Source organism: Nocardioides sp. P5_C9_2, from assembly GCF_054049555.1.
Genome location: NZ_JBFUMD010000051.1, coordinates 1 through 12,355 on the forward strand (window position 1 = coordinate 1; position 12,355 = coordinate 12,355).

At 69.0% G+C, this 12,355-nt stretch carries 13 protein-coding genes and 1 pseudogene; 8 read left to right on the forward strand and 6 right to left on the reverse strand.

The genetic code is table 11. The annotated features are described in order from the left end of the window. The 4 genes and pseudogenes from ACXJKL_RS04410 to ACXJKL_RS04425 all read left to right on the forward strand — a co-directional run. Positions 1 to 391 (forward strand): hypothetical protein (locus ACXJKL_RS04410; protein WP_457205842.1); only part of this gene is annotated, 391 nt, incomplete at its 5' end. Between the two features lie 81 nt (positions 392 to 472). Further along, positions 473 to 835, forward strand: a pseudogene (locus ACXJKL_RS04415) (bleomycin resistance protein); the annotation flags it as partial. 328 nt (positions 836 to 1,163) lie between these two features. Next, positions 1,164 to 1,697, forward strand: coding sequence for a GNAT family N-acetyltransferase (locus tag ACXJKL_RS04420; protein ID WP_457205843.1), 534 nt, complete (start codon positions 1,164 to 1,166; stop codon positions 1,695 to 1,697). Positions 1,698 to 1,715: 18 nt separating this feature from the next. Next, the gene (locus ACXJKL_RS04425) at positions 1,716 to 1,964 is read left to right on the forward strand and encodes a hypothetical protein (protein ID WP_457205844.1); all 249 of its coding nucleotides are present in this window, start codon (positions 1,716 to 1,718) and stop codon (positions 1,962 to 1,964) included. A gap of 95 nt (positions 1,965 to 2,059) precedes the next feature. Here the strand turns inward: ACXJKL_RS04425 and ACXJKL_RS04430 are convergent, their stop codons facing one another. Both ACXJKL_RS04430 and ACXJKL_RS04435 read right to left on the reverse strand, forming a co-directional pair. Further along, a complete protein-coding gene (locus ACXJKL_RS04430) occupies positions 2,060 to 2,467 on the reverse strand; it encodes a hypothetical protein (RefSeq protein ID WP_457205845.1) in 408 nt (135 codons plus the stop codon). A 902-nt stretch (positions 2,468 to 3,369) separates the two neighbouring features. Then, a complete protein-coding gene (locus ACXJKL_RS04435) occupies positions 3,370 to 3,840 on the reverse strand; it encodes a methyltransferase family protein (protein WP_457205846.1) in 471 nt (156 codons plus the stop codon). A 52-nt stretch (positions 3,841 to 3,892) separates the two neighbouring features. Between ACXJKL_RS04435 and ACXJKL_RS04440 the strand changes: the two genes are divergently transcribed. The 4 genes from ACXJKL_RS04440 (at position 3,893) to ACXJKL_RS04455 (ending at position 9,566) form a co-directional block, all read left to right on the forward strand. Beyond that, complete coding sequence (locus ACXJKL_RS04440; protein ID WP_457205847.1) at positions 3,893 to 4,477, forward strand: GNAT family N-acetyltransferase; 585 nt, start codon at positions 3,893 to 3,895, stop codon at positions 4,475 to 4,477. A 101-nt stretch (positions 4,478 to 4,578) separates the two neighbouring features. Further along, positions 4,579 to 7,458 carry an ATP-binding protein gene (locus ACXJKL_RS04445; RefSeq protein ID WP_457205848.1) on the forward strand — a complete coding sequence of 960 codons (2,880 nt, stop codon included), beginning with the start codon at positions 4,579 to 4,581 and terminating at the stop codon, positions 7,456 to 7,458. 188 nt (positions 7,459 to 7,646) lie between these two features. Beyond that, positions 7,647 to 8,267 (forward strand): class I SAM-dependent methyltransferase, encoded by a 621-nt coding sequence (locus tag ACXJKL_RS04450; protein WP_457205849.1) that lies wholly within the window; start codon positions 7,647 to 7,649, stop codon positions 8,265 to 8,267. Between the two features lie 42 nt (positions 8,268 to 8,309). Beyond that, complete coding sequence (locus ACXJKL_RS04455; RefSeq protein WP_457205850.1) at positions 8,310 to 9,566, forward strand: hypothetical protein; 1,257 nt, start codon at positions 8,310 to 8,312, stop codon at positions 9,564 to 9,566. A gap of 49 nt (positions 9,567 to 9,615) precedes the next feature. Here ACXJKL_RS04455 and ACXJKL_RS04460 read toward each other — a convergent pair whose 3' ends face one another. The 4 genes from ACXJKL_RS04460 to ACXJKL_RS04475 all read right to left on the reverse strand — a co-directional run. Further along, positions 9,616 to 9,774: a hypothetical protein gene (locus tag ACXJKL_RS04460; RefSeq protein WP_457205851.1), complete on the reverse strand. Its 159-nt coding sequence runs from the start codon at positions 9,772 to 9,774 to the stop codon at positions 9,616 to 9,618. 399 nt (positions 9,775 to 10,173) lie between these two features. Beyond that, positions 10,174 to 10,851 carry a hypothetical protein gene (locus ACXJKL_RS04465; protein WP_457205852.1) on the reverse strand — a complete coding sequence of 226 codons (678 nt, stop codon included), beginning with the start codon at positions 10,849 to 10,851 and terminating at the stop codon, positions 10,174 to 10,176. A gap of 597 nt (positions 10,852 to 11,448) precedes the next feature. Continuing rightward, positions 11,449 to 11,961 carry a DUF6924 domain-containing protein gene (locus ACXJKL_RS04470; RefSeq protein WP_457205853.1) on the reverse strand — a complete coding sequence of 171 codons (513 nt, stop codon included), beginning with the start codon at positions 11,959 to 11,961 and terminating at the stop codon, positions 11,449 to 11,451. A gap of 82 nt (positions 11,962 to 12,043) precedes the next feature. Next, positions 12,044 to 12,355 (reverse strand): hypothetical protein (locus tag ACXJKL_RS04475; protein WP_457205854.1); only part of this gene is annotated, 312 nt, incomplete at its 5' end.

Genomic DNA, 12,355 nt, shown 5'->3' on the forward strand with positions numbered 1-12,355 from the left:
CGGCCCGGTAGCGGCCTCGTTGATCGTCGGCCAGGCGTGGGCCTCATGGCACTACCCGGTGAAGTTCGACGCGTTCCTCGACTACGGACTCTGGGGAGCGCTCGCCTACCTCGGCGCGTTCACGGTCAAGATCGTCGCCGTCTCGGTGGTCATGACGTTCTTCTGGGCCCGTGCCGGACAGGCAACACTGCTCGCCGTCGCGATGCACGGCATGTCGAACGACGTCGCCCGCGTCGGCGGACTCGTCGATGGCCCGACCTGGCAGGTCTCGGCGATCAGCGAGCTGAACCTCGCGACTCCCTTCATCGTGCTTGCAGTGGTGCTGGTTGCCTACGCGAGGCGCAAGGGATGGGGCGACCTGCGGGCACTCCCGGACTGCTCAGGCCGCTGAGCCTCACTGAGCCCGACTTCCGGCACTGGAGACTGTCCGTCGTGCCGTTCCGAAGTCGAGAAGTACGCCCAGGGTGGGTGGATGGCCGACGCCGCGACCCCCCATCTCCCCTCGCGCGACCTTGGCGCGACGTCCGCCTTCTACGGTCGCCTCGGCTTTGCGGAGGTGTACCGCGACGAGGGCTGGATGATCCTCAGTCGTGGCGAGGTGGTGCTCGAGTTCTTCCCCTTCCCCGACCTCGACCCCGCCCAGAGCTCCTTCGGGTGCTGTCTGCGCCTCGACGACGTCGACGCCGTCTACCGCGCGTGTCTCGACACGGGGCTCCCGGAGTCCACCACGGGGTTCCCGCGACTCCATCCACCCCGCTTCGAGGAGTCGGGGCTTCGCATCGGTGCCCTCATAGATCCGGACGGCACCCTGCTGCGGCTCATCGAGATCCCCGAACCGACCAAGCACGTCGATGACGGTGCAGTCGTCAATGGATCTGCCGGTAGTGAACCCGTCCCCCACCCCCCGTCCTCCCAGGACGTCGCCGTGCTCATCGGCCTCATGGCGCTGCTGGAGAGCGAGCACCTGGCGGGCTCGATGGACGACCGTCTCATGCGCCGTATCGGTGCGAGGAGGACGGGTCGTCCGCCTGACCGTCGAAGGCATCCGGGTCGCGGCCGATGGCAGCGACGCCCTCGACGGTCTCCTTGCCCGATGGTGGTCGCAGGGCTGATCGCGTTACATGCTTCATCGGCGCGGGTCGATCCGGTCGTAGGGTCAGACCGTGCTCGACCCTCTCGATGTCGCATGGCCGGCACGTCCGATGCAGTCGGCCCACCTGACRATTCGACCGACCGAGGCTCGGGACCGGGCAGGCCTCATCGACCTGCTGTCCTCGGCGGACGTCCGACGATTCCTTGGCGGGCCTGTCGATGAGGAGCTCGCCGCGTCCCAGGTGTCCTCGACCTCCAGCGCTCGTCCCGGCCGTTTCACGGTGGAGAAGGACGGGTGCTTCCTCGGGACGGTCATGGTCGACCGACGACCGGCATCGCGGCCGGGCCACCTGGCGCCGGCGGGGTCCGAGCTGGAGATCAGCTACACGTTCCTGCCACGAGCCTGGGGGAACGGGTACGCCACGGAGTCCGTGCGGTGTGTCCTGGAGTGGGTTGGGCGCGTCCTGCCTGGCGAGCCCGTCGTGCTCTGCACCCAGGTGGCCAACGTGCCCTCGGTGAGGCTGGCCGAACGACTGGGCTTCGCGGAGTCCCAGCGATTCACCGAGTTCGGGGCTGAGCAGTGGTTCGGCCACACCACGCCCTGAGCCACTAGCCTCAGGTTCATGGGGTTCGCGCGCACCACCACTTCCCGCCTGATGGCGTTCGGCAGGCTGAGCGCTGGTTGGTACTCGATCCTGACCGGCCTCGTGCTGCTGTACGTCGCCTACCTGCTCGGCTCGGTGTCCTGGGATGTCGACCGCGCAGCGCCTTTTGTCGCGGTAGCAGCTGCCGTCGCCGGGCTGTGGCAGCTGGAGCGTGGACTTCGAGCCGAGCTCCCGCGGCGCCGCCGGTCGCCGGACGACCCCTCGTAGCCTGCCGGAGAAAGTACATGTCAGCGAGTCACACGCTCTCGGGCCGACGACGACCTCGCCAGCTATCGGGCGAGTAGCAGTGAGGAGTCAGACTGTCAGCACTTCGGCAAGTCCCTGCCGAAGAACACGCTGGTGCGTGTCTGACCGTTCACTCGGATGACGAGATGGAACTCGACTTCGACCGTCGACCCCGTCGTCCCGAACTCGCCCAGCTCTGCCCACTCGCCCTCGTTGAGTCGCCGGCTGCCGATCTCCGCGTGATACCCGTTGTCCGCCCATGCCTTGGCGAACGCCCTGCTCTCACCGCGGTTGACCGCAGTGAACGTCGCCGTCGAGAAGCCACCGCTTCGCCCCCGGCACGCACGGACGGCGACCTCGGCGTACTTCATGACCGGCTTCACCGTGTCGCCCGAACGGCTGTCGCTCTCAGCGTGGGCGGGACCGGCTGTCGCGACCAGTGCGGTGGCAATGACTGCCCTCACGGCGGCGTGCTTCAACTGCATGTCTTCCCCCTCGATGAGACGCGATCATAGTGGCACGTGCCGCTACGTTTCCTTCATGGGACTCAATGTTGTGGTCGGGTTCGCCGAGGACCTCGTCGATGACGACGAGGACGGCCGGCTGCCCGATCCGTTGGGATCGGATGAAAGCGCCGCGGATGACCCCACGCTTGCCAAGGTGTACGCGGCTGGACCTGCACTCGGTGTGGTCTCCCGCAAACGCCTCGGCCGCCAGAAGACCCAGCATCACGGCAGTCCGACCCCCCCGCCTTCGACCACCTCATCCACCACTCTGACGCCGAGGGTTTCTACGCTCCTGTCGACTTTGCTCCCGTCCTTCAGGACCTCACAGTCGCTGGCGGATTCGTCGGATCCGCACCGCGGCTGCTCGCCGAGTGTCATCAGCTTGCGCTTGCGATCGGGATCGACCAGGCAGCCGATCCCGAGTCGGAGGACGTGTTCAACGCCGTGGACGGAGCAGTCGAGGGTCCACGAGGTTGGCAGCTGTACGCCGTCGAGGCCTACACCTGTCTGCAGTTGATCAAGGCCTCCCGGGCCGCGCTGCAGACGGGAGCAGCGGTTGTCTTCGCCTGGTGGGCGAGATGTGCCTCGAGCCGGGGCAGGACAGAAGCACGGGGACTGGCTCATCGTGGGACCGCGGGCCGGAAACGATGGAAGTCCTTGATGAGAACGGGCCGCCCGCCGACGGCCGTCTCGGGTCGGTCGCGGCGGGCGGTCCGATCAAACCTGGCGCCCCCCAGATCGCTCAGGTCCCCTGTACTGACGAAGTTACGTCCGCGAGCGGCCCGTGGGCAGACCCCATCTGGGCTATGGACAGACTGCCACCGTCGGCGTATCGGACCGGCGCAGACCGCCCACGTTGCGCGGGTCGAGATGACCCCCGGTCACAGCCAGCGCCGCACCCGCCGCGTGTAGTCGTCGTACGGTCCCCCGAACCGCTCGTGCAGGAACCGTTCCTCGGGGCGGATCGCGCCCCAGCGCACGAGCAGCACCGCGACCGGCAACAGCACCAAGCCCCAGAACGTCGGTGCCAGCAACGCCAGCGCGAGGTAGAGCGCGAGAAGGCCGACGTACAACGGGTTTCGGGAGAGGCGGTACGGACCTTCCTCGATCAACGCATGTGTCGCCTGCCCTGGGAGCAGCCCGGTCTCGTGTCGGCCGAACAGCCAGAGCGACCAGCCGTTCCACCCGAGGAACAACAACAGCAGGGCCAGGCCGACCGGTACCCGCCACCCGCCGAGGTCTACCGGGTCACTCCGGATCAGCGTGGCCAGCCATCCGACAAGCAGGGGTCCGCCGATCGCGATCGGCGGCCAGAGCCGAAACGCGACCGTGCCCTGAGAGCCGTGGACCATGCCCTATTGTCGCGCGCGGCGATTGCGCCCCCTCTGTGGGCAGAATCTGCGTATGAACCTGTCACCTCTCGGCGTGCGCGCGACTGCCGGAACCATTCGCGCCGTGGAAGGGGTCGTGCTGCACCACACCTGGACCGATGAAGGTCTCGACGAGGCCGCCGGTGCTCGGAGACGGGCACCGCTGGGCCGCGTGATGGTGACGTCCTGGCTGTCGGCGCACGAGGGCCAGATGCCGGATGAGGCCTGGCGCAGGCGGGTGGCCGACTGGACTCCGGACGTGTCCGCGCAGGGATGGGCGCGTGTCCTCGTCTACGGGCGACCTGCGGACGACGATGATGCGGCACTGACTGCCGAGGTGCGTGGCCTGTACGTCGATCCGACCTGCCGCCGCCGGGGAGTCGGAGCCGCCCTGCTGCGTGCCGCCGTGCTCGAGCTCAGCCAGCTCGCATTCTCCACCGTCCGGCTCGAGGTCCTGTCAGCGAATCCCGGCCCCCGCGTTCTACACGCGCATGGGGGGACGCGAGGTCGGCCAAGGCACGTTCGGCGAGGCACACGCGTCAATCGTTGCGAGCCATCGGGGGTCGCTGTTGTCGACGCCCGCCGACAGGCGGCGGTGACGCGGTCCTCAAGCGGCTGATGGTCCCTAGGCGCGCGCGTGGAAAGTCGCCACACTGGAGGCACCACCGGCGGAGCGGGGGGTCCACGCAGTCTCGGCTCCACGACGACGGGAGGTGTCGAGTGGCTGCCCTGCCTGTTCCCGACCTGCCCCCCGGTCCGCACCGCGACCTGGTCGAAGCGCTCCACGACTTGCACCACCGCGCAGGCTGGCCCTCCCTGCGCACCTTGGCGCGTGCGGCCGGCATCTCTCACACCACAGTCTCCAAGACCTTCTCGACCTCAGCCGTCCCCACCTGGGGCACGCTCGAGCTGCTGGTCGAGGTCATGGACGGCGACACCGGACGCTTCCACCGGCTCTGGCTCGCCACCACCACCCGGACCGCGAGCACACCCCTGCCCGCGACCTTCATGGCCGGACGCACCCACGAGCTCGGCGTCGTACGCCGCCACCTCGAGGCCGGCACCGGACTCCTCCTGGTCACGGGCGAAGCCGGCATGGGCAAGACCCGGCTGTTGGCAGCGGCACGCTCGGGAACCGACACCTTCGTCGCCCTGGGCGCCTGCCTCCCACTCTCGACGTCCGTACCACTCATGCCTGTTGCGGACGCACTGCGCGAGGTGCATGAGTYCGACGGGGGCAGGTGGTTGGAGGACGCCGTGGCCGACTGCTCGGCCTGGGTGCGCGGGACCCTGGCAGGACTTCTGCCGGAGCTGGCACCGCTCATGGACGAGGGACGCACCGAGAAATCCATGGCGCACCTCGCCGTCGCGCTGAGATCAGTGCTCTCGGCGCTCGCCCAGCGACGACCCTTGGCCATAGCGGTCGAGGACCTCCATTGGTCCGACACCGCGACCCTCGACCTGGTGGAGCACCTCGTGGCGCGCGGACCGGTCCGTCTGGTGGGAACGTGGCGCCTGGACGACCCGGACACGGTTGGCCCCACCGTCGAGTGGTTCAACCGCATCCGGCGCTTGGTTCCCGTGACCACAGTGATGCTGGCGCCCCTCGACCAGGACGAGACCGGTGAACAGCTCGCCATGCTCATGGGGCGCCGGCCATCGCCGAGCGAGACGGACGCCATCTACGCCCGTTCGCTGGGCCTGCCCCTGTTCACCGAGCAGCTGGCCGCGCAGGACGATGTCTCCGTCGGCGCCGGGCCGGCTCTGCTGGGCGATCTCCTGGACGCCCGCCTGGGCGAGCTCGCGGGAAATACGTGGAGATTGGCGCGCGCCCTCGGTGTGGCGGAGCGTCCCCTGACCAGCGACATCGTGGCTGCGGCGTCCGGACTGAGCGCCGATGAGGTGACCGAGGTACTGCACACACTCGCCGGACGCCATCTCCTGGCCGACACGACCGACTCGACGGTGATGCTGCGACACCCCCTCCTGGCCGAAGCGATCCGACGTCGCTTGGTGCCGGGCGAGGCCCAGGCACAGCACCGACACATCGCGCAGGCCCTCAGCCTCTCGACGACCCCGGTGCCGGCGGAGGTGGCGGGACACTGGGCGGCGGCCGGGGACGCGGAGCAGGAGCTCCGATGGCGTCTGCGGGCGGCTGTCAGCGCCCACGAGCGGTTCGCGTTGCGGCACGAGGTGGACCAGTGGGTGCGCGCGCTCGAGCTGTGGCCGAAGGACATCGAGACGGTCGGTGACCCGCCCGTTCGTCGGTACGAGGCCGTCGTGGCGGCCCTGGACCTCATCGGCGGCGTCGACCTGGAACGCGCGAGGGCACTGGTCGAGGACGCCTTGTCCCTGGCGCCCAGCCTGCCTCCCCCCGAGGCAGCCGAGGTGTGGCAACGAGCCGGAGGCTTTTTCACCGAGACCGATGATCCCGAGCGAGGGCTGGCTCTCGTAGACCGAGCACTGGCGGTCTACGTCGCGGTGCCGCCTTGTGAGGGTCACGTCCGTGCGCTGTTCGTGTGGACCCACGCGCTGCGCAGGGTGGGACGGTACGCCGAGTCGGCGACGGCGGCGGAGCGAGGCGTCGAGGTGGCCGCGGCACTGGATGACCCGTCGTCGTACCGGCGGATGGTGATCCAGAAAGCATGGACCGACGCAAAGGACGGAGCGCGCGACGCCGCGTTGCGTGGTGCCCGGGTGGCAGCCGAGCTGGTCGTACCGGGGCCGGACCCGCGGGGCGACGTCTTTCTCGCAGGCAGCATCACCGACATCCTGCTGCTGACTGCCGGTGACGTGGAGGACGTCGTGCGCGCGGCTCGGAGTGGGCTCGAGGCCGCGGACGCCTGGGGCCTGGACACCTACGCGGTGACGGTGCTCCGCTACAACGTGGCCCTGGCCATGCGTCGCGCCGGCCAGGTGGAACGGGCATGGGCCTTCCTCGAGCAGGCACCGACGAGCAGCGGCTCGGGGAGCCTCCTGTCCTTGGAACGTGTGGTGCTCGAGACCCTGCGCGGCCACCGGGTGGACGCGTCGGCGCTCTCGGCTGCCCTGGAGCAGGATCCGTGGTGGGGTGTCGAGGACCGCATCGAGGCCGCGGACAGCCTGGCGGAGGTGGACCTGTGGACAGGCGACGCGGGCGACACGTTTCGCAGGCTGGTCGGCGTCATCCGCGAGGCGGCGCCCACCGAGGCGGCCCGCGACACCGGACCCGCGCTGGCGCGGGCAGCGCGCGTCGCGGCCGACCGTGGCGACGTACGCGCGACGCCAGTCCTCACATCGCTCCTCGCTTCCTGCTCGACAGATCCATTCGGCGGAGAACATCCGGCCGTCGACGGTCACGCCTGGAGCCGGACCTGGCACGCCGAGATCGCGAGGCTGAGAGGCGACCAGACCGTCGACGACTGGGTTGCCGCAGCCACGAAGTGGGACGACCTCACTCGACCTCATGACGCGGCGTACTGCCGATGGCGGGCGGCCCAGGTGGCGCTGAGGCAGCGTCACGGCACGGTGGCCGCCCGCCTGCTCAAGTGTGCCGCCCGGGATGCTCGAGAGCACGTACCACTGTCGGCCGCCATCGCCGCGACCGCCGCCCAGCTGTGACCTGCACGAAGGCGTGATGCACCTGTGCGGCAGGTCAGCCGACGACGAACGGCACCGTACGGGTGGCGAGAAGCTTTCGCGTGACCCAGTGGGTCCAGTCGATGTGGGCGAGGAAGGTGCCCGTGCCCGGGGGACGCAGCAGCATGTCGTACCGGGCGGGCTCGCGGCGGTGGTCGTAACCTCGAGACGTGACAGGTGAGCCCTCGGAGATGTTCGAGGCGATCTATGCCGGCGCCGAGGCCGGCGGCGCACGTCCGCCCTGGGACCATGGCGCCGCCCGTCCGCAGCTCGTGGAGTGGGTCGAGGCGCACGGCCTGGCAGGGCACGGCCGCAAAGCCCTGGTGGTCGGTTGTGGCTACGGGGCCGACGCCGAGCTCCTTGACCTCCTGGGGTTCGGGACCACGGCTTTCGACTTCGCACCGACGGCCATCGCCGGCGCGCGGCAGAAGCATCCAGGCACCAGGGTGACCTACCTGGTCGCCGATGTCCTCGACCTTCCTCGTGAGTGGGTGGGCAGGTTCGACCTGGTGGTCGAGAGCCTCACCGTTCAGTCCATGCCGCCTGCCCAGCACGCGCTCGCAGCGCAGGGCATCGGCGCGCTGGTCGCTCCGGCAGGGACCCTGCTCGTCCTGGCGACCGTTCGCGAGGACGGTTCGGAGGTGCAGGGTCCGCCGTGGCCGCTGACCCGCGCGGAGGTCGAGGGATTCGCGCACGGGGACCTCGCCCTGCGCCGGCTGGAGCGGATCGAGAGCGGTGCCTGGTGGCGGGCGGAGCTGTCGCGAGCGCCCAGCGACGATCGCTCGCGATGATCTGGACTCGGCTCCGTGCAGGATCGGACTAGGGTCGCGAACGTGGCCACCATGTCGCCCGTCGGCTTCGCCGCCTCGATCGGAGGGATCGCGGGAGCATCGTTGGCCGCGCACCACGGCATCCGGTCCGCGGCCGGTGCCGCGCTCGTCGGGGCCATCGGCCTCGGTGCGTCGGAGGCGGTGGCCCGCGCCCGTCAGCGGGAGGGCGATATCCCGGCCTTGGGTCAACGGATCGCGGTGAGCGCGGCGCTGGCCGCACCGGTGGGCTGGCTCGCGGAGCAGGTGGCCGGCGCAGGGCCTCGAACGGTCGGTACGGCCACGGGCGCCGCGGTCGGTGCGATGGGGCTGCGACCGCAGAAGGTGGCGATGGGTCCCCTCGTCGGTGTCGTCGTCGGGGAGGTTCTCGGACGCCGGTCGTCCCCGGCGGCCGTGGTCGCCAGCAGCACCGTGCTCGCTTATCGCAGCCTGTCCGCCCTGGTCTTCCGCGATGCCCAGCTCAGCCTGCTCGCCGAGCGCGTCCCGGCCGCGGACCTGCCGTTCGTGGTGCCCCGGCCCGCACGGTCCAGGTACGTGGGGACCGCCTACGTCCGAGACCTGGCCGAGGAGCTGGGCGCGCAGTACACCGCCGACGCCCCGGACACGGGAATCGTGGCCTCCCTCGACGCCCTGGCCGGCCCGGACCTGGACCCGGGGCAGGTCGACCCGCTGGTACGGGAGTTCTACGAGCACACCACCCGGTTCGCCCTCGACATCGAGCCGGAGTGGCGGCTCTGGGTGCGTCCCGGCTACCTGCTCTACCGCACGCTCGTCGCGCGCCCGCTCGGGCAGGCCAACATCCCGATGAACCAGCGCGAGGCCCAACGAGGCATCCGCAGCCGGATCGACACCGTCTCGGGCGTCGACGGCGTGACGTCCGTGCGCGGCTGGGTCCGGTCGTTCGCCGACGACGACGAACCGATCATGCTCGGGATCTACACCACCTACACGTACGGCGACACCGGCTACGTCAGCGTCGGGTTCCCCGTCCCCGAGGGCAGCTTCACCGCCACGCTGGCGCCGCGGTCACGACCCGACCGGGGCCTGACCCTGACGAGCCGGGTGCATGACGGCCAGGCCGGGCACTACCTCACCTACATCGACACGGCGGCGGACGAGCTGACGGCACTGGCCGTGCCCGGCTTCGAGGAGCAGCTCGACGTGTACGTCGACAACGGCGCACTGCGCGCCGAGCACCGGTTCTGGGTCTTCGGCTTCCCGTTCCTCACGTTGCACTACCGGATTGCGCGCAAGCCCACCTGAGCCGCCGGTCAGGCAGGTCGAGCACATCAAGCGGCGCTGCGGACCTGGGTCAGGTGGAGTGCTGCGGCGGTCCCACGAGCCCATACGCGCAGGTGCTGGATGCCTGCTCGTAGCCGAGGCTTTCATGCAGTCGCAACGCACCGGAGGGATTCGAAGCGTCCACGCCGAGCGTCGCGACCTGCATGCCCGAGATGGCAAAGCGACGCATGGAGTTGACGGGACATCTCGAAGAAGTAGCGCTCGACCGCGAGGCCGTGCCGTTCGGCCAGGTCTCGGACATCGGCTTGGTCGGATGGTGCGTACAGGCGGATGGTGAGCGGTCCGTAGCCGTCCTCACGAGTGGCGCGATCCCATGCGAGGGCATGTGCGATCTCCCACCGCAAGACGGAACGACCGATGCCCTCGCCGCGGCGATCCGGGCGGACGGCTCCACCGAGGTAGACGCCTCCTGCTCAGTGACGGCGCGGTTGCAGCCAGCCCACGCTGTGCCTACGACCTGATCGTCCCGGTCGTGTCCGACCAGGGTGTGCTCTTTCGGGCGTGATCGCGGCGAGTCCCAAACTTCCTGTAGGCCCCCGAGCGACTGCCTCTCTGGGTTGAAGGTTGGTCACCCGTCCTCGTCGGGGAAACTAGTACGCCCACGGTGCGCCGGAGAGGTCAACAGGATCGCGGCGCTGACCAACAACACCCAAGCGGGGAACAGCAGCTGTAGCCATCTCTGGCTGGCTGAGCCCAGCAGTAGTGCCAGCGCTACCAGGTAGCCGAGGTAGCAGACCCAGCGAGGCAGGGCCGAAGCTCGGAGGCCGGCCGTGCTGACCGAGAGAGTGAAGACTGCGGCCATCCGCATGGCGTATACCGTGATGAGTGCCTGTGAGGTGTCGCGGCCGTAGGCCCAGACCTCCGGGCTGGCGTTCGGACTGTCGAGCATGTTCATGATGCTCAGTGAGGTGACAGCCGCAACGAACATCAGGGCCAGGAAGAGCAGCCCGCTTCCTAGGAACACGGTGGCGAAGAGTCGATCCTCCACGGCGCCGAGCTGTTCCCTGATGACACCAATGAACCAAAGGAATGCAATACCGGCGAAAGGGATCAGGTGAAGGCTGACCCGGATCAGCTGGCGACGATCGCTGTCGGACTGCAAGGCTTCGAAGTTGGCATCGGACAGCGCCAGGCGCAGCAGCGTCATGGCCGTCAGCAGCAGGACCCCAAACACGATCCCTGCCATCGCGGCGGCCCGCCGGGTCCGCCAGAGGCTGGCCGTCAGCGCGGGCGCGTTGTTGCTCAAGTGTCGCTCCGTCTACTACTTCTCGTGCTGCTCGCTGTTGACCACAGGGGTCCTCGGCTCCTGGCGATGCCTCCAGCATGGCGTCGGGATCGGGCGCTGACCTCGTCCGGTCCGGGTGATGTCACGTCGCTGCAGGGGCTGCCGCGCGGCAGAGTCATCCCTGAGCGGGTGAAGCAGACCATGCCCAGGCGCTCTGACGTACAAGACGCAATGCGAGGCCGAAGCCCATCCCAGACCCTCCGGGTCCTGACGGGAACAGTGCCAGCCCAAAGGCGCAACCCGCGCGCAGCGGCCCCGCGGGTCCTGCCACCTCGACGTCGTCTGAGCCACTGACCACCGGGTTCGGATGCGGAGCCGCGTCGAACCGTCGCCTGTCGGCGCCATACAGACGACCGCATCTGCGGCGACGCGTGCGAGCTGGTCGCGGTAGATCCGGACGTCCGAAGTCCGTAGGGTTAGCCCCGGCCATCCCGGCAGACAAGAGGGAGAGACGGGTTCCACCGCACGGTGGAAGAAGTGCTGGGAAGTAGACCCCGCCTCCCCGCCGACCATCGACTCATCGCGGCAGATGCGCGCGTCGACGGCGTCCCGCGATCGTCAAGCGTCAAAGCCTCGGAAGACCCCGGCATGTTCCTCGGCGTGGTCGGCGAAGTCTGAGAAGTCCATGTTCGCGATGCCGAGGTTGACCTCAATGCTGGCGACCTCGCCGGCGACGCAGCGGAACGAGTTGCCATAGACCCATCCGAGCTCCGCATCGTCGTCCGCTGCATAGAGGTCGACGTAGACGACGGTCAGCTCCTCACCCGCGGCGGCGCGCATCGTCTGGGCGTCGGCGAGCAGTACGTACCCCAGGGCTTCGTCGCGGTGGGGACGCCACGCCTCTGCGAATGCCGCTGCGGCGGAATCGGTGAAGGCGGGGTCGTCTATCGGTCGGATGTGAGGGGTGTAACCCCCATCGTCGCCGGGTATCTCGGGATCGGGCTCGCTGACGATGACACGCCCGGTGACGGCCGCAATGACACGAGCCCAAGCGACGTCATCGGAGAACTCAGTTCGGATGAGTGGTGTCGCACCGTCTTGCAGAAGCGGGACGAGGAAGCGGAGATCCATGTCGCCGTGTCTACCCGAGACTGCGAACCGGCGTCCGTTCTTCGGGATGAGCGGACGCTCTGGTCGCGGCAGATGCGCATACTCAACAGTTGGCGTCCAGCGACATCTCGGGCTGGTCGCAGGAAGCGAAGCCCCACTTGCGGTCGCTGAAAGCATCCTGTGTGGAGTCGGTGTACACCTCGGTCGTGGGATAGCGGATCGTTAGTTCTGCACCCCGTCCGGAGTCGAGCGCGCGTTGTAGACACGCGAGTTCCGTCTTGCCGTCGACCTCAACTGCTTCGCCCTGATGCAGACGCAGTGAGCCACAACTGGGCAAGGATGCGCGCGACTCCCATTGCCTCTTCACCGGATCGGACGCCATCGGCCCCCGCCCGGCGCAACCGGCGAGCAACGC

What these genes read in the sequence shown, in the direction of transcription:
- ACXJKL_RS04425 (WP_457205844.1), top strand. Translation starts at nt 1,716, where the DNA reads ATGGGGTTCGCGCGCACCACCACTTCCCGCCTGATGGCGTTCGGCAGG.
- ACXJKL_RS04430 (WP_457205845.1), bottom strand. Translation starts at nt 2,467, where the DNA reads ATGCAGTTGAAGCACGCCGCCGTGAGGGCAGTCATTGCCACCGCACTG.
- ACXJKL_RS04435 (WP_457205846.1), bottom strand. Translation starts at nt 3,840, where the DNA reads ATGGTCCACGGCTCTCAGGGCACGGTCGCGTTTCGGCTCTGGCCGCCG.
- ACXJKL_RS04440 (WP_457205847.1), top strand. Translation starts at nt 3,893, where the DNA reads ATGAACCTGTCACCTCTCGGCGTGCGCGCGACTGCCGGAACCATTCGC.
- ACXJKL_RS04460 (WP_457205851.1), bottom strand. Translation starts at nt 9,774, where the DNA reads ATGCGTCGCTTTGCCATCTCGGGCATGCAGGTCGCGACGCTCGGCGTG.
- ACXJKL_RS04470 (WP_457205853.1), bottom strand. Translation starts at nt 11,961, where the DNA reads ATGGATCTCCGCTTCCTCGTCCCGCTTCTGCAAGACGGTGCGACACCA.